At 61.9% G+C, this 16,856-nt stretch carries 13 protein-coding genes; 5 read left to right on the top strand and 8 right to left on the bottom strand.

All coding sequences use genetic code 11. The annotated features are described in order from the left end of the window. Positions 1-23: 23 nt before the first annotated feature. A complete protein-coding gene (gene secB, locus HME9302_RS09915) occupies positions 24-593 on the bottom strand; it encodes a protein-export chaperone SecB (protein ID WP_115366877.1) in 570 nt (189 codons plus the stop codon). Between the two features lie 337 nt (positions 594-930). On the opposite strand from secB, the gene HME9302_RS09910 reads away from it, so the two are divergent. From HME9302_RS09910 to HME9302_RS09900, 3 genes are read left to right on the top strand one after another with little or no spacing between them, the layout of a single operon-like run. Continuing rightward, the gene (locus HME9302_RS09910; protein ID WP_115366876.1) at positions 931-1,590 is read left to right on the top strand and encodes a Tim44/TimA family putative adaptor protein; all 660 of its coding nucleotides are present in this window, start codon (positions 931-933) and stop codon (positions 1,588-1,590) included. An 8-nt stretch (positions 1,591-1,598) separates the two neighbouring features. After that, positions 1,599-2,828, top strand: coding sequence for a murein transglycosylase A (gene mltA, locus HME9302_RS09905; protein WP_181815737.1), 1,230 nt, complete (start codon positions 1,599-1,601; stop codon positions 2,826-2,828). After that, on the top strand, positions 2,825-3,481 hold the full coding sequence (locus tag HME9302_RS09900) for a Smr/MutS family protein (RefSeq protein ID WP_115366875.1): 657 nt from the start codon (positions 2,825-2,827) through the stop codon (positions 3,479-3,481). Before mltA ends, HME9302_RS09900 begins: the two co-directional genes overlap by 4 nt. Before the next feature lie 71 nt (positions 3,482-3,552). Here HME9302_RS09900 and katG read toward each other — a convergent pair whose 3' ends face one another. From katG to aroC, 4 genes are all read right to left on the bottom strand, one after another. Then, positions 3,553-5,757, bottom strand: a complete 2,205-nt coding sequence (katG, locus tag HME9302_RS09895; protein ID WP_115366874.1) for a catalase/peroxidase HPI — start codon at positions 5,755-5,757, stop codon at positions 3,553-3,555. Positions 5,758-5,882: 125 nt separating this feature from the next. Next, on the bottom strand, positions 5,883-7,472 hold the full coding sequence (gene ahpF / locus HME9302_RS09890; protein ID WP_115366873.1) for an alkyl hydroperoxide reductase subunit F: 1,590 nt from the start codon (positions 7,470-7,472) through the stop codon (positions 5,883-5,885). A gap of 87 nt (positions 7,473-7,559) precedes the next feature. Beyond that, the gene (ahpC, locus tag HME9302_RS09885; RefSeq protein WP_115366872.1) at positions 7,560-8,126 is read right to left on the bottom strand and encodes an alkyl hydroperoxide reductase subunit C; all 567 of its coding nucleotides are present in this window, start codon (positions 8,124-8,126) and stop codon (positions 7,560-7,562) included. A gap of 151 nt (positions 8,127-8,277) precedes the next feature. Continuing rightward, positions 8,278-9,372 (bottom strand): chorismate synthase, encoded by a 1,095-nt coding sequence (aroC, locus tag HME9302_RS09880; RefSeq protein WP_115367660.1) that lies wholly within the window; start codon positions 9,370-9,372, stop codon positions 8,278-8,280. 76 nt (positions 9,373-9,448) lie between these two features. On the opposite strand from aroC, the gene ruvA reads away from it, so the two are divergent. Further along, complete coding sequence (ruvA, locus tag HME9302_RS09875; protein ID WP_115367659.1) at positions 9,449-10,054, top strand: Holliday junction branch migration protein RuvA; 606 nt, start codon at positions 9,449-9,451, stop codon at positions 10,052-10,054. Positions 10,055-10,139: 85 nt separating this feature from the next. Beyond that, a complete protein-coding gene (ruvB, locus tag HME9302_RS09870; RefSeq protein WP_115366871.1) occupies positions 10,140-11,180 on the top strand; it encodes a Holliday junction branch migration DNA helicase RuvB in 1,041 nt (346 codons plus the stop codon). Between the two features lie 612 nt (positions 11,181-11,792). Here the strand turns inward: ruvB and HME9302_RS09865 are convergent. The 3 genes from HME9302_RS09865 to HME9302_RS09855 all read right to left on the bottom strand — a co-directional run bounded on the left by HME9302_RS09865 (position 11,793) and on the right by HME9302_RS09855 (position 16,840). Then, positions 11,793-12,788: a hypothetical protein gene (locus HME9302_RS09865; RefSeq protein WP_181815736.1), complete on the bottom strand. Its 996-nt coding sequence runs from the start codon at positions 12,786-12,788 to the stop codon at positions 11,793-11,795. A gap of 307 nt (positions 12,789-13,095) precedes the next feature. Then, positions 13,096-15,768: an aconitate hydratase AcnA gene (gene acnA / locus HME9302_RS09860; RefSeq protein ID WP_115366870.1), complete on the bottom strand. Its 2,673-nt coding sequence runs from the start codon at positions 15,766-15,768 to the stop codon at positions 13,096-13,098. A 151-nt stretch (positions 15,769-15,919) separates the two neighbouring features. Next, entirely contained in the window at positions 15,920-16,840 is a 921-nt protein-coding gene (locus HME9302_RS09855) for a DMT family transporter (protein WP_181815735.1), read from the bottom strand. Between the last annotated feature and the right edge of the window lie 16 nt (positions 16,841-16,856).

Below are 16,856 nucleotides of genomic sequence, written 5' to 3'. Positions count from 1 at the left end.
AGGGGGTTCGGGAGTATCGGGGGTCAGGCGTTGCCGACCGGCGATCCGCCAGCTGCTTCCGCTGCGGCTTCCTGCTGCGCCTTCTGCTCCAGCTGCTGCATATACAGGCCGTTGAAGTCAATCGGGTCGAGCATCAGCGGCTGGAAGCCGGTGTCGCGCGTGGCGTCTGCCACGATGCGGCGCACGAACGGAAACAGGATGCGCGGTGCCTCGGCGAACAGGAAAGCGTGCTCGTGCTCCGGAGGCAGGTTGCGCACGCCGACCAGGCCGCAATAGGACAGTTCGACGATATAAACCTTGCCCTGTTCGGTGCTGGCAGTGACTTGCAGCTTTAATTCCACTTCCTGCAATTCTTCGTTTACCTTGCGCGCGCCGATGTTGAACTGCAGGTCGATGGCGGGCTGTTCCTGCCACTGGAAGCAATCGGGTGCGTTCGGGTTTTCGACCGACAGGTCTTTCACATACTGGTTGATGATGCCTGCGACGGGCTGGGTATCCTCGCCATTAAGGGCCGCGGCGTCGGGGCCATTATCGACCGGGTCCATGTCGAGATCGGTGAGGATGTCGGGCCCATTTTCGTTTTCATCAGCCATAGTGCAAGCGATTCCTCTGCTAATTCGGTTCTGGATCGGCCGCGCCGGTATCCCGGGCGGCATTTGGCTGCGCGCCTAGCAGTAGGGGCGCAGCGGCACAATTGGTTATGGCGGGACCTGTTATAAGCCGGCTCGTATACATCAACTGTCGTCGGTCCGCCCGATATGCCGCGCGGATCGCATCCAATTCGCACTGAAATGGCCGCTCACGACGCTTGCCGATTTGATATCCCGACCTAGATAGGTAACATACAGATTGTTAGGCAAAGCTGCAGGTTTGCGCTGCTATGCCTGGCTCCGGCGGATTTAGCAGCCGGTCATTCAAGCAGGTAGTGTTATGCCGATATTCGAAATTGTGGTTCTCGCGGTCATTGCAGCCTTTCTAGGCCTCCGGCTGTATTCGGTGCTGGGACGCCGTGCCGAGCATGAAGAGGAATCCGTGCCGCACCGGCTGGACCGCCAGAACTCCCCCCCGCCTGCCACAATGCCGCAATTGCGCCTGCGCGAAAATCGCGATCACGCGCCGGAAATGGAAGGTGCCATTCCCGCGGTCGAACGCGGTGTGCGCGATATCACTGCGGTCGACCGTAGCTTCGATCTGACGTCCTTCCTAGAAGGCGCGCAGGGCGCATACGCCATGGTGCTCGAGGCGTTCTGGAAGGGTGACCGCGAAACCTTGCGCGAATTGTGCGACGATGATGTGTATGAAAGTTTCGCCGCCGCCATCGACGCGCGTGATGCTGCCGGCGAGACGCTGGAAAATGCGCTGATCCGGATCGAGGATACCAAGATCCATAGCGCGTCGCTCGACGGGCGAATTGCGCGCGTCGCGGTTCTGTTCGTGGCCGATATTGCTGCGGTAACGCGCGACAAGAATGGTTCGGTTATCGCCGGTTCACTCGACGATGCGATCGAGAGCCGGGATGTGTGGACCTTCATGCGCAATGTCGATTCCGGCGGGCCGAACTGGCTGGTCGATGAAACAGACGAAGGCTGATTACCGGCATGACCGCTTACGGCAAGGCGGTGCGCCGCCGCTTCCGGTCGCATTTGTCCGCCATGTGCGTTGCTGCCGCAATGCTTGCCGGATGCGCCACCGTGCCGCCAGCAAATATACCGGTATCAGTGCCGGTTCCCGAGGCAGTGCCGTTTATCGACAATGCGCGACTGGCTGGAATAGCATCCGGTCCGGCCTTCAGCAGCCTCGGTGTGACGCCGGATGACGCCGCCAGCGCGCTGGTTGCATTCCGGCGAAGTTGCCCCAAACTGATAGTCCGCAATGATGCCACCGGTCTGCTAGCCGCCAGCGATTGGGAGCCTGCCTGCGCCGCGGCGACAAGCTGGCCCGACAGTAACGCACAAAACTTCTTCGAAACCTATCTGGAACCGGTACGCATCGGTGACGGCACGGCGTTCGCCACCGGCTATTTCGAACCGGAGATTGCAGGAAGCCGGGTGCGCCTGCCGGGCTACGACACGCCGGTCTACGCCATGCCCGACGATCTGGTGCGCGCCTGGCCCAACGATATTCCCGAAGCCGAGCGTGAGGGCCGCCCACCGCTGGGCCGGTACGGTGCAGATGGCACTTTCACGCGATATTATACGCGCGCCGAGATCGAACAGGGCGCGCTGGCCGGGCGCGGGCTCGAATTGGGCTGGGCGAAAGACCCGGTGGAGCTGTTTTTCCTCCAAATACAAGGCTCCGGCCGGCTGATTTCACCCGACGGTGAAGTGATGCGAATCGGATATGCGGGGCAGAACGGCCGCGCCTATACCGGCATCGGCAGTGTCATGCGTGAGCGCGGTCTGCTGGGTGACGGACCCGGACAATATGCGGGATCGATGCAGGGTATCATGGCCTATATCCGCGAAAATCCGGAAGCGGGCGCGGATCTGATGCGCCTCAACGAAAGCTGGATTTTCTTTCGCGAACTGACCGGAGAGGGCCCGATCGGCGCGATGGGCGTGGCCGTGTCTGCCGAGGATAGCGTGGCTGTCGATCCCAAATTCGTACCGCTTGGTGCGCCGGTCTGGCTCGACCTCGACCGGGCTGAGGCCGACGGTATGTGGGTCGCGCAGGACACCGGTGGCGCGATCAAAGGCGCGAACCGTTTCGACACCTTCTGGGGCGCGGGCGAGCGGGCCCGCGACGTTGCAGGCGGAATGAGCGGGCGCGGCAATGCGCTGGTGTTTATGCCCAAGGGTACGGTTGCGCGCATCCAAGCGGAAAAATGATCCAGCAGCGCCGCACGCCTCGCGGCCTGACCGACGATGAAGCGCGCGCATGGGAAGCGCTTGCCGATACGGTGGCACCTTTAGACCCGACGGATTTCACACAGATAACCCGAGCGAAACGGGGCGCCGACCCGAAAGCCAACATTGTCAAACCTGCCCCCGCTCCCACGCCTGCGCCGGCAAAACCCACAGCGTCGCAACCGCCACGCCTCGATCGGCAGGCCTTCAATGCGGCGATGGAAGCGCATCGCAGTGCTCCTGCGCCTGCACGCGAGGCTCCGGTTCGTGTTACTCGCCCGCGAGCGCCCAGCGGTGGTTCGCTGGACGGCCATTGGGACCGCCGCTTGAAAGCCGGCGATGTCGCGCCGGATTTCTCGCTCGACCTGCATGGGCACGGCCTCGACGCAGCTTACCACAGATTGATGGACGGCATGGCGCAGGCGCAAGCAATGGGGGCGCGGGTGGTGTTGGTGGTGACCGGCAAGGAGCGCCCGGTTGATGCCGCCGACAGGGGGACAAAACGCGGGGCCATTCGTGCCAAGATTTTCGACTGGCTTGCGGCGAGCGAACATGGCGGGTCGATCGCTGCCATCCGCAAGGCGCATCGCCGCCATGGCGGGGACGGCGCGCTATACCTCGTCCTGCGCCGTTGAACACATTACAATGAAAAGGGCGGCGCTTCTTGGTGGAAGCGCCGCCCTTTCGTATCTCGCTAAAGCCAGGCTCAGGCGAAGTTGGCGTTCATCACCTTGGTCCACGCCTTGACGAAGTCGGCAGCGAATTTCTGTTCGTTGCCGTTTTCGGCATAGACTTCGGCAACCGAGCGCAATTGCGAATTGGAGCCGAAGACAAGGTCCGTACGCGTCGCGTTCCATTTCGTCTCGCCAGTCGAGCGATCCTTGCCGACGAATTCCTCGTCGCCGCTCTCATCGACCACTTCCCACATCACACCCATTTCCAGCAGGTTGACGAAGAAGTCGTTGCTGAGCACACCCGGGCGATCTGTCAGCACGCCGATATCGTAACCGTGTTTGGCATGTTTGCTGACCGCACCCAACGCGCGCAGCCCGCCAACCAGCACGGTCATTTCCGGGATCGACAGGCCTAGCAGGCTTGCCCGGTCGATCAGGATATCCTCGGTCTTGATGCTGGCCTTGGTTTGCAGATAGTTGCGGAAGCCGTCGGCGAACGGTTCCAGCGGTTCGAAGCTTTCGGCATCGGTCTGCGCTTCGCTCGCATCACCGCGGCCAAGCTTGAGATCGGCTTTCACGTCGAACCCACCATCCTTCGCCGCTTTTTCGACCGCTGCGGTCCCGGCAAGCACGATAGCATCCGCCATCGAGATATCGCCGCGCAGCTCATCGATCTTACTCAGAACTTTCGACAGCTCTTCGGGATCGTTGACCTTCCAGTCCTTCTGCGGGGCAAGCCGAATACGCGCACCGTTGGACCCACCGCGGCGGTCCGACTGGCGGTACGTACTGGCGGATGCCCACGCGGCCTTCACCAGTTCGCGCACCGACAGCCCGCTATCGAGGATTTTCGAGGTGAACTCCGATACCACACTGTCCGACGGCACCGAGCCTTCGGGTACCGGATCCTGCCAGATCAGATCTTCGGCCGGCACTTCCGGGCCGAGATAGCGGGACTTGGGACCCATATCGCGGTGGCACAGCTTGAACCATGCGCGGGCGAAAGCATCGTCGAGCGCAGCCTGATCGTCGCGGAAGCGTTCGGAAATTTTCCGGTACGCCGGGTCCATCTTCAGCGCCATGTCGGCGGTGGTCATCATGGTCGGCACCTTCTTGGAAGGGTCGCGAGCGTCGGGCGCCATGTCGGCTTCCTCCGCATTTACCGGCTGCCATTGCTGCGCACCGGCGGGCGACCTGACCAGTTCGTAGTCATATTTGAACAACAGCCGGAAATAATCGCCGCCCCATTGCGTTGGGTTGGGTGTCCAGGCGCCTTCAATGCCCGAAGTGGTGATGTGACCCTTGCCGATTTCCTCAGGGTCGGACGTCCAGCCGAAGCCCATCATGTGCATGTTGCCGGCTTCGGATTCCGGGCTGCCGCTCATATTGTCGACCGGCACCGCGCCATGCGCCTTGCCGAAGGCGTGGCCACCGGCGGTCAGCGCCACGGTTTCTTCGTCGTTCATCGCCATGCGCCCGAATGTCTCGCGCATGTCGCGTGCCGATTGCAGCGGGTCGGGATTGCCGCCCGGACCTTCCGGATTGACGTAGATCAGGCCCATCTGAATTGCGGCAAGCGGGTTTTCCAGAGCGCGCCCTTCTTCCTCGACGATGCGCGTTTCGGCGCCTTCATCGATCCACTTCTCTTCCGTACCCCAATACACGTCCGTTTCGGGCGCGTAGACGTCCTTGCGCCCGCCGCCGAAGCCGAACACCGGGCCGCCCATCGATTCGATGGCGACATTGCCGGTCAGGATGAACAGGTCGGCCCAGCTGATATGCTTGCCGTATTTCTGCTTGATCGGCCAGAGCAGGCGGCGCGCCTTGTCCAGATTGCCGTTGTCGGGCCAGCTGTTGAGCGGGGCGAAACGCTGCTGCCCGCTACTGGACCCGCCGCGCCCGTCGCCGGTGCGGTATGTGCCGGCCGCGTGCCATGCCATGCGGATGAAGAAGGGGCCGTAGTGACCGTAATCTGCCGGCCACCAAGGCTGACTGTCGGTCATCAGCGCCTTCAAATCTTCCTTCAACGCGGTATAATCGAGCGCATTGAACGCCTCGGCGTAATCGAAATCTTCTCCCATCGGATCGGGCGAGGCACCGTTCTGCGTCAGGATTTCGAGCTGCAGCGCATCGGGCCACCAGTCGCGGTTGGTCCGGCCCAGCAGCGCGCGCACGCCGCCATCATTGCCGGAGAAAGGGCAGCCGCCGCCAGAAATTGAACCAGTTTCAGCATCCATGATCGAGTCTCCAAAGTTAGCGTTTATGCTCGGCCTTATGGAGTACGATCGACTGATTAGTCCAATCGATTAATCCGGTGTTCTTAATCGTTTCCGTAATTATCCAGCGGCGGCATTGCGCCGCGTCAGGCAGCCTGCGCGATTTCATCCGCCGGTTCGGTACGGATGAGGTAATCGAAGGCGGACAAGGCAGCCTTCGATCCTTCACCCATGGCCACCACGATCTGCTTGTACGGCGTAGTGGTGCAGTCGCCCGATGCAAATACGCCGGGCAAGTTGGTCGCTCCGTTGCCGTCGATCTCGATCTCGCCGAATTGCGAAAGCGCAAGCGGGCTGTTCTTGAGCCAATCGGTGTTGGGGACCAGGCCGATCTGAATGAACGCCCCGGCCACGTCCAGCCTATGCGTGTCACCGGTCTCGCGGTCTTCGTAAGCTAGCCCTGACATGCGGTTACCGTCGCCTTCGATCGCAGTGGTCTTGGCAGATGTCAGCACGGTAACGTTGGCGAAGCTGCGCAGTTTGCGCTGGAGGACCTCGTCCGCGCGAAGCTGGTCGTCATATTCGATCAGTGTCACATGGCGCACGATATTGGCAAGGTCGATGGCCGCCTCGACGCCGGAATTGCCGCCCCCGACGACCGCGATATCCTTGCCCTTGAACAGCGGCCCGTCGCAGTGCGGGCAATAGGCGACGCCTTTGTTGCGGTACTCTTCCTCGCCCGGAACGCCGAGGGAGCGCCAGCGGGCACCGGTTGCCAGAACCAGGGCGCGGGATTCCAGCGTGGCACCGTTCGTCATCTCGACACGGTGCATCCCGCCCGCTCCGGTAGCTGGAAGGAGTCGGCGTGCATCGGTCATGTCCAGCAGTTCGATCGTGTTGTCGCTGACCTGCCGGCGCAATTCGTCCGCCAGTTTCGGGCCTTCGGTATAAAGCGTACCCGGCAGGTTCTCGATCCCCAGCGTATCGTTCAACTGCCCGCCGAAACGCTGCGCCGCGATGCCGGTACGAAAGCCCTTGCGTGCAGTGTATACCGACGCCGCAACGCCCGATGGCCCGCCGCCGATAACCAGCACTTCGAACGGATCGAGCGCATCGAGCTTCGCCGCGGCCTTCTCGTCCGCACCGCTGTCCAGCTTGGCCAGAACCTCGGCAAGTGTCAGCTTGCCATTATAGAACGGCGCATCGTTGAGGAACGTGGCTGGCACCGCCATCACATCGCGGCTGTCGACTTCTTCCTGAAACGTGCCACCTTCGATCAGCGTCGCGCTGAAATCGGGGTTTTCCATCGCCAGCAGGGTCAGCGCTTGCACGACGTCGGGGCAATTGTGACAACTCAGCGAGAAATACATTTCGAACGTGTGGTCGCCCGTCAGCTCACGCGCCTGTTCGATCAATTCCACATCGACCTTCGGCGGATGGCCGCCGGCCCACAGCAGCGCCAGCACCAGCGAAGTGAATTCATGCCCCATCGGCAAACCGGCAAAGCGGACCGACCGGGTGTGGTCGGATGCCCGCGTGATGGAAAAGCTGGGCTTGCGCGCATCCTCTCCGTCGAACCGGGCCGAGACCATCTCGTGCAGTTCGGCGATTTCGGCCAGCAACTCGCGCGTCTGATCGGATTTCGGTCCGTCGCCCAGCGACGCGACCAGTTCCACAGGCTCCCGCAAATTTGCAAGATAGGTCTTGAGTTGCTGCTGCGTGGCGGAATCGAGCATGGGAAAACCTTCGAATAATTCGCTATTCTGGATGGAGTCGGGGCGGCTAAATGCAGCCGCCCCGATGTTCAGTTCAGTGACTTGCGCTTAGATCTTGCCGACGAGGTCGAGCGAAGGTGACAGGGTGTCGCTGCCTTCTTCCCAAGCCGCCGGGCACACTTCACCAGGGTTGGCGCGGACATATTGCGCGGCGCGGATCTTGCGGACCAGCTCGTTGGCATTGCGGCCAACACCTTCGCAGGTCTGTTCCATCAGCTGGATCACGCCGTCGGGATCAATTACGAAGGTGGCGCGATCGGCCAGGCCGGAATCTTCGCGTAGCACGTTGAAGTTGCGCGCCAATGTGTGAAGCTGGTCACCCAGGAACGCGAATTTCAGCTTGCCGATCCGCTCCGACGTGTCGTGCCAAGCCTTGTGGCTGAAATGCGTGTCGGTGCTGACGCCGTAAACATCCACATCCAGCTTCTGCAGCTGCTCGTAATGTTCGCCCAGATCTTCCAGTTCGGTGGGGCAGACGAAGGTGAAATCAGCGGGATAGAAGAAGAACACCGCCCATTTGCCCTTCACATCCTCGTCGGTGACCTGGAAAAAATCCTTGTCGGCTTGGAATGCGGTGGCTTCGAATGGCTTCAATGTGCTGCCGATAATACCCATGACGGTGTCGTGTCCTTGTTATGATAGGGTGAGTGTTCCAGCTCCACATAAGCAATGCTGCGCTGCAACAAAGGGCTTTGTTGCGATTGTAACCATCGGAAAACTCAATCACGAAAATTGGGAACTTTATGCACCGATCGATGGGAGTTTATCAGCCGCCGCACTGGGCCCTGTGAAGCATCTTGTGGTCCGCCAGCACCAGAGCCATCATCGCTTCCACCACCGGCGTTCCGCGAATACCGACGCATGGGTCGTGGCGGCCCTTTGTGCGTATTTCTGCCGCTGCACCGTCGCGCGTGATCGTCTCCACCGGAGTCAGGATGGAACTGGTCGGCTTGAACGCCACGCGCAAAACCACCGGCTGGCCGGTGCTGATGCCGCCCGCAATGCCGCCCGCATGGTTGGCCGCGAACTCCGGCGCATCGCTGTTATCGCCGGGGCGCATCGGATCGGCATTCTGTTCGCCAGAAAGGCGTGACGCGGCAAACCCGTCACCGATTTCCACGCCTTTTACTGCGTTGATCGACATCATGGCGGCGGCAAGATCTGCGTCGAGTTTCGCATAGATCGGCGCGCCCCATCCCGCCGGCACACCGGTCGCCCGGCATTCGACCACCGCGCCAAGCGATGATCCGGCCTTTCGTGCCTCATCCACCAGCACCTCCCACCGTTTCGCGGCGTCGGCGTCGGGGCTCCAGAACGGATTGTTGGCGATCTCACTGGCGTCGAAATTAGCCGGATCGATCCGGTCGCCGCCCAACTCGCAGACATAGGCAATTAGCGTGACCTCGGGGATAACCAGCCGCGCAATCGCGCCAGCTGCCACTCGTGCGGCCGTTTCCCGCGCGCTCGACCGGCCACCGCCGCGATAATCGCGAAAGCCGTATTTCGCGTCATAGGCATAATCGGCATGACCGGGGCGATAGGACTTGGCGACTTCAGAATAATCCTTCGATCGCTGGTCCATGTTTTCGATCATCAGGGAGATGGGTGTGCCGGTAGTGCGCGGTGTCTCACCGTCCTGTTCGGCGAAGGTGCCGGACAGGATGCGGACCTGGTCGGGTTCCTTGCGCTGGGTGGTGAACTTGTTCTGGCCGGGCTTGCGCGCATCGAGAAACGGCTGGATCGCGGCCTCGTCCAACAGCAGTCCCGGCGGGCACCCGTCCAGCACTGCGCCCAGCGCCGGCCCGTGGCTTTCGCCCCATGTCGTAAAGCGCAGCACGCGCCCGAAAGTGTTGTGGCTCATGAGCTGTGTCTTAATGGCTGAACCGTTCGTGTCGAGGCTCTGGCCATCCGCATCTGTTTGCCGCATGGAACAAACCATGATTGCAAAGCTATCGGGCAGGCTGGACGAAACTGGCGCGGACTGGGCGGTGATCGACGTCGCGGGCGTCGGCTATCTGGTGCATTGTTCCACAAAGACGCTGACCGCATTGGGCGAGGTGGGGGAGGCGTGCCAGCTCTACACCGACCTGCAAGTGAGCGAGAACGACATGCGCCTGCTCGGGTTTGCCGACGGCGCAGAGCGCGACTGGTTCCGCGTGCTCACAGGCGTGCAGGGCGTGGGCAGCAAGGTCGCGCTGGCGATCCTGTCGACCCTGTCCGCGGCCGAATTGCAGGCGGCCTGCGCGGGCGGCGACGCGGCGACCGTAGCGCGCGCAAACGGGGTCGGACCGAAACTGGCCGGGCGCATCGTCAACGAATTGAAGGACAAGGCTGGCGGGATGGCGGGCGGCACCGGCGGGCCGGGTTCGGCCGTCGCGGCACCTGCTGGCGGGGTGGGGGCGGACGCGGTGTCGGCGTTGGAGAACCTCGGCTTCAAGCCGGCGGTTGCCGCGCGCGCCGTGGCTCTGGCGCAGGAGGAACTTGGCGAAGGCGCAAGCGAAAGCGCGCTGATCGGACTGGCGTTGAAGAGGGCGGCGGGATGACGGCAGCGCCAGAATTTTGCGCTCAAGTAACAACGGATGAGTGGATGCTGAAACAAATTCGGCATGACGAATTGCGGGTAGGTTCATGACCGACGCCCCGATCCATACCCCCGACCGTCAGCCGGAAGACCCGGACGCGGCGCTGCGTCCCAAATCCCTGCGCGAATTCGTGGGTCAGGAGGCGGCGCGGGAAAATTTGCGGGTGTTTGTGGAAGCTGCCAGCAAGCGCGGCGAGGCCATGGACCATGTGCTGTTCTTCGGGCCGCCAGGGCTGGGCAAGACCACTTTGGCGCAGATCGTGGCGAAGGAACTGGGCGTCGGGTTTCGTGCCACGTCCGGGCCGGTGATCGCCAAGGCGGGTGATCTCGCCGCGCTGCTGACCAATCTTGAACCCAATGACGTGTTGTTTATCGACGAGATCCACCGGCTCAATCCGGTGGTGGAGGAAATCCTCTATCCGGCGATGGAGGACCGTGCGCTCGACATTATTATTGGGGAGGGGCCGTCGGCGCGCAGCGTGCGGATCGACCTGCCGCCGTTCACGCTGGTCGGTGCCACGACCCGGCAGGGATTGCTGACAACGCCATTGCGCGACCGGTTCGGCATTCCGGTGCGCCTTAATTTCTACACGGTCGAGGAACTGGAAAGCGTCGTTACACGCGGCGCCAATCTGCTGGGTATGGCTATCGAGCCCGGCGGTGCGCGCGAAATTGCCCGCCGGTCACGGGGCACGCCGCGCGTTGCCGGGCGCCTGATGCGCCGCGTGCGGGATTTTGCGCAGGTCGCGGGCGACGGCACGGTAACCGCCGCCATTGCGGACGAGGCGCTGACCCGGCTGGAAGTGGACCGGCTGGGCCTCGACGCGATGGATCGCCGTTATCTCACCATGATCGCGGCCATATATAAGGGCGGGCCGGTGGGCGTGGAAACACTGGCTGCTGGATTGTCGGAACCGCGCGATACGGTTGAGGAAGTGATCGAACCGTACCTGATCCAGCTTGGTCTGGTTGCCCGCACTGCGCGGGGTCGCTGTCTCAACGATGCGGCATGGAATCACCTGGAAATGACCCCGCCTCCCGCCGGAAGCGGTGTCGGCCAGACCGGCCTGTTCGACGCGAAACCTTAATTTCGCGGCAAGGTCTGCGCCGGTTTCGGTTCCATAACGGGACAACTGACCCGTGCGGTACCGGCACGCGCCCAAAAAATTGCTCCCGGCAGCCATTATGATGGTTAATCGCATTGCCGCCTTAACCGTCAATGCGCTTCAAGACATGTGAGGGAAGTGCCCGAGACCGGACCCGCCGGCCTCCAGCACCCCGAGATGGTAACGAGAGAGCATTCTCATGTCGGTAAAACTGGTCCTGGCGAAATTGTCCGCAACAGCCGCAGGCACCGCCCTGCTTGCAGGCGGCGCGGTGCATGTCGCAGAAACTCCGGTAACGGACAGCCCGTCCTACAAGACGTCCGTCAAATCGGTGAAGGCGCAGCCGGTCAAATACATCAAGGCCCAGCCCAAGCAGGCGGTCCGGCGCATCCCGAAAACCGTGAAGCGCAAGCGGCGCATCGTACGCCGCGTGGAAGAATGCGTGCCTGACTTCGGTGCAGATTACGCAAATAGCGGAGCGGCTTATGCTGGCGGCGGGTACCGTCAGGGCGCGACGAACACCACGATGACGAACGAAATCTGCGATTACGGCGCCCGCGGAGCGACCACGGTTACCGTGGCGGCCGCGCCTGCCTATCTGCCTTCTGGTGGACCCGTATTCAACGGCGGCGGTGGTGGCGGCGGTGCAACCGTAATCGGCGGCAGCGGCGGCGTGGGTGGCGGCTTTGGCGGCGGGTTCTTCGGTGGCTTCTTCGGCGGCGGTGGATCGAGCGGCGGCAGCGTGGTTGTCAGCAGCACCACCACGACTTCAGGTGGCGGCACCAGTTCGAATGGATCGACTTCCAGCTCGGGCGGATCGACCTCTACTGGCGGTTCGAGCACATCCACCAGTACCAGCAGCGGCGGTTCCAACGGCGGCAGCAATGGCGGCATCGTGATTGATATAGATATCGATGGTGGCTCGACTTCCAGTTCTACCGGCGGATTTACGTCTACCGGCGGTTCCACTTCCAGTTCCACGGGCGGCTTCACATCCACTGGAGGTTCGACTTCAACCGGTGGTTTCACATCGACATCTACCGGCGGATCAACTTCCACCGGCGGACTCACCTCGACCAGTACAAGTTCGACGGGCGGCAGTTCAACGGGCGGCAGTTCAACAGGTGGAAGCTCCTCTTCCACCGGCGGCGTTACATCGACCAGCTCAACTGGTGGCAGCTCGTCCTCGACCGGCGGTGTGTCCAGCACCACGGGCGGCCTGACTTCGACCAGCTCCAGCAGCACCGGCGGCGTCACCAGCACAACCGGCGGCGTGACCAGCACCAGCTCGACCGGTGGATCGTCGTCTTCGGGCAACGTGTCCAGCTCGTCGGGAGGTTCGTCGTCCTCGGGTAATGTGTCCAGTTCGACCGGCGGATCCTCCTCCTCTGGTAACGTGTCGTCGAGCAGCAGCGGTAATGTGTCCAGCTCCAGTTCGGGGAATGTGTCGAGTTCCACTTCGAGTTCGACTTCGGGCAATGTATCCAGCTCGTCCTCGACCTCCGGGAACGTGTCGACCAGCACCAGCACGTCGGGTAATTTGACGAGCAGCACGAGCAGTTCGACATCCAGCTCTACCTCGTCGAGCACGAGTTCCAGTTCCAGCAGCTCGACATCCAGCTCCAGCTCGAATGGCGGAACGCCGGTTCCGGCACCGCCGATGATGCTGCTGTTCGGCGCCGCTGCTGTTGCGGTCCTTGGACGGCGGAAGTGGAAAGTGAAGCACGCCGCCTGATCGGCTGATCACATATCACGCAATTAAGAGCGGCCCCGGCAACGGGGCCGCCCTTTGTTTTACGCGCGTCGGAAATCGCGGGGATGGCGCTCTTACAGAAGAAGGGCCGGAACCACATTTGCAGTCCCGGCCCCTTTCAAACCATTTCGATAGTGGCCGGTGTTACGCCGCCAGATTGCGGATCACGTATTGGAGGATGCCGCCATGGCGGTAGTAATCCAGCTCGTTCTCGGTATCGATCCGGCATTTTGCGGTGAAGCTGCTGGTCGATCCGTCGGCCTTCGTCACATCGACCTGGACGTCCTGCCCCGGTGTCAGGTCGGTCAGACCATTGATGCTGAACGTATCGTCACCCGACAGGCCCAGGGTTTCGCGCGTATCGCCGCCTGTAAACTGCAAGGGCAGCACGCCCATGCCAACCAGGTTGGACCGGTGAATGCGTTCGAAGCTTTCCACGACTACTGCGCGCACGCCGAGCAGGATAGTACCCTTCGCCGCCCAGTCGCGGCTCGATCCGGTGCCGTATTCCTTTCCGCCGATCACCACGAGCGGTGTGCCGTCGTCCTTATGGCGCATCGCGGCGTCGTAGATCGGCATTTGCTGGCCATTATACGTCGTCTCGCCGCCTTCGACACCGGGGACCATTTCGTTCTTGATGCGGATATTGGCGAAGGTGCCGCGCATCATAACGTCGTGATTGCCGCGGCGCGAGCCGTAAGAGTTGAAGTCCGCACGCGCGATCTGGTGGCTCTTCAGATACTCCCCGGCCGGGCTGTCTTCCTTGATGGAACCGGCAGGCGAAATATGGTCGGTCGTGACCGAGTCGCCCAGAATTGCTAATGGTTTCGCGTCCGTGATGTCGGTCAATGGCGGCGGGGTCATGGTCATGCCGTCGAAGAAAGGCGGGCTGGCGATATATGTGCTGCCCGGACGCCAGTTATAGGTGTCCGACGCCTCGACTTTCACGGCTTTCCAGTGCTCGTCACCTTCGTAGACATTGGCATAGCGGTCCACGAACATCGAACGATCGATATTGGCCGCGCGCAATTCGTGCACTTCCGCATTGGTCGGCCACACGTCAGCCAGCATCACATCATTGCCCTGCTGGTCGATGCCAAGCGGCGTGGTGGTGATGTCTTCCGTCACCGTGCCTTTCAGCGCGTAAGCCACCACGAGCGGCGGGCTGGCGAGGAAGTTGGCGCGCACATCGGGCGATACGCGGCCTTCGAAGTTGCGGTTGCCCGAAAGGACGCTGGCCGCAACGATATCGTTGTTGTTGATTGCGGCGCTGATCGGCGGGGCGAGCGGCCCGGAATTGCCGATGCAGGTAGTGCAACCATAGCCGACCAGATCGAAGCCCATCGCATTGAGATCGTCCTGCAGGCCGGATTTTATGAGGTAGTCGGTGACTACCTGCGATCCGGGCGCAAGCGAGGTCTTTACCCACGGCTTGGGTTTCAAACCCTTCTCACGCGCTTTTTTCGCAACCAGACCGGCGGCGATCAGCACGTCTGGGTTGGACGTATTGGTGCAGCTTGTGATGGCCGCGATGACCACGTCGCCATCACCAATATCGTGGTGGGTGTCCTCCACGTCCACACGCACGGCGGCATCCTTGCCGTAAGTGGTCTTGAGATCGCTGTTGAACAGCTCGTCCACCATCGGCAGCGCAACCTTGTCCTGCGGGCGTTTCGGCCCGGCGAGGCTGGGGACAACGCTGCTCATGTCGAGGCCGAGTGTGCTCGAGAATACCGGTTCGTGATCGGGTTCGAACCAAAGACCCTGTTCGCGGGCATAGGCTTCGACCAGTTCGATCTGGTGATCCTCGCGCCCGGTCAGGCGCAAATATTCCAGTGTCTTGTCGTCGATCCCGAAGAAGCCGCAGGTTGCGCCATATTCGGGTGCCATGTTTGCGATGGTCGCGCGGTCGGCCAGCGATAGTGTCGATACGCCGGGTCCGTAGAATTCGACGAAGCTACCCACGACGCCATGTTCGCGCAGCATTTGCACGCAGGTCAGCACGAGATCGGTGGCAGTAACGCCCTCGGTGAGCTTTCCGTCCAGCTTGAAGCCGACCACTTGCGGGATCAGCATCGAAATCGGCTGGCCGAGCATGGCGGCTTCGGCTTCGATCCCGCCGACGCCCCAACCCAATACGCCAAGCCCATTGATCATGGTGGTGTGGCTGTCAGTCCCCACGCAAGTGTCGGGATAAGCAACCAGTTCACCATCGGGACCTTCGGAAGACCAGACGCAGCGGCCGATATGTTCCAGGTTCACCTGATGGCAAATGCCGACGCCCGGGGGCACGGCGGAGAAGTTCTTGAAGCTTTTAGAACCCCATTTCAGGAAGTCATACCGTTCCGCATTACGGGCATATTCCAGCTCCATATTCGCTTCCATGGCCTTGGGATGGCCAAATTCGTCCACCATGACAGAGTGGTCGATAACAAGATTGACGGGGACCTGCGGGTTGATCTTCGCAGTATCACCGCCAAGCGCGGAGATTGCATCGCGCATCGCGGCCAGATCGACCACGCAGGGAACGCCGGTGAAATCCTGCAGGAGAACGCGGGCCGGACGGTACTGGATTTCGCTGCCCGTGACCGGATTGTTCTGCCAGGCGGCAATCGCCTTCACATCGTCTACAGATACGGTGTGGCCGCCGTCTTCGAACCGCAGCATGTTTTCCAAAAGCGATTTCATGGAGAACGGCAGCCGCGAGATATCACCGATGGTCTCGGCAGCCTTGGCGAAGGAGTAATAGGCGTATTCCTTGCCTCCCACGCTGAGAGTGGAACGGGTGCCTAACGTGTCCTTGCCGACTTGCGTCATAGGGGGCTGCATCCTTGCTGTTTGCTGGTGTGTCTGAGGGGCTGTTCCAGATTAACGGTCATCGGCCCGATATGTGCCGCGCATCTGCGCTTTTGCGCCGGTTGGGTCAAGTGCGGGGAAGATCGTTACGGCAAAGTGCCGTGGACTAACGCTACGGTATTGGCGGGCTGCTGCCGGGTCCTGCCGCGCTGTCTGCCACGGGCCGTGTGGCAAGCCAGCAGCCGATCACGATCAGCACGGTTCCCGCGCTGGTGGCGGGTGTCACTCGTTCGGCAAAAAACAGCCAGCCGAACAGGGCCGCCCACAGAAAGCCGGTATATTCGAGCGGTACCAGCGTTTGGGCCTCGGCCCGGGCAAAGGTCCATGCGAGCAGGATTGCGCCTGCAACCGTCAGCGCACCTGCACAGGCAATGTCGACCAGCACATCAGGTGCAGGCAGGACAAGAAACCAGGGGGCCGCCAGCAACAGCACTGCCCCACCGACGCCCGAATGAAACGTCGCGACTTCCAGCGGCAGGGCCACTTGCGATTGCTTGCGCATGATAACGAAATTCGCCGCGTAGAGCATGGTGGAGAAGGAAATGGCGGCTAGGCCCAGCAACAGGTCGCGGTCCACTTGCTGGCTGCCGATCTTGCCGCCTACGATGACGATGGTGCCGATCAGGCCCAGCACCGATCCCGCAATGGCGGCGCGGCGGATCACCTCGCCCAGGAACAGATGCGCCAGATACAGGGCCAGCAACGGTGCCATGAAGGAAATCGCGATGGCTTCCGCAATCGGCAACTTGGTAAGCGAATAGAAGAAACTGAGCGCCATGATGGCGGACACTCCGCCGCGCAGCAGGTGCAGCCGCAGCACGTCCGGACCGGGCCAGGTCGCCCCGCGTGCCAGCCAGATCGGCAGCGCTATGGAAGCGCCCACGAGGGACCGGAATACCGCGGCGCTATAAGCCCCGGTGGCCAGTGCCGCACCTTTCATGAACGCATCCATCAGTGCCAGCACAGCCACGCCCGCGATTGCGGCGAGCATCGGAGCGGCAGCGGCGGAAAGCGAGAGGCGGCGGCGCGTCATCATCCATGCCCTAGGC

It is taken from the genome of Alteripontixanthobacter maritimus (assembly GCF_003340475.1).
Taxonomy (GTDB): Bacteria; Pseudomonadota; Alphaproteobacteria; order Sphingomonadales; family Sphingomonadaceae; genus Alteripontixanthobacter; species Alteripontixanthobacter maritimus.
Note: the sequence above shows the minus strand (reverse complement) of the source record. Positions and strands in the feature narration are given on the sequence as shown.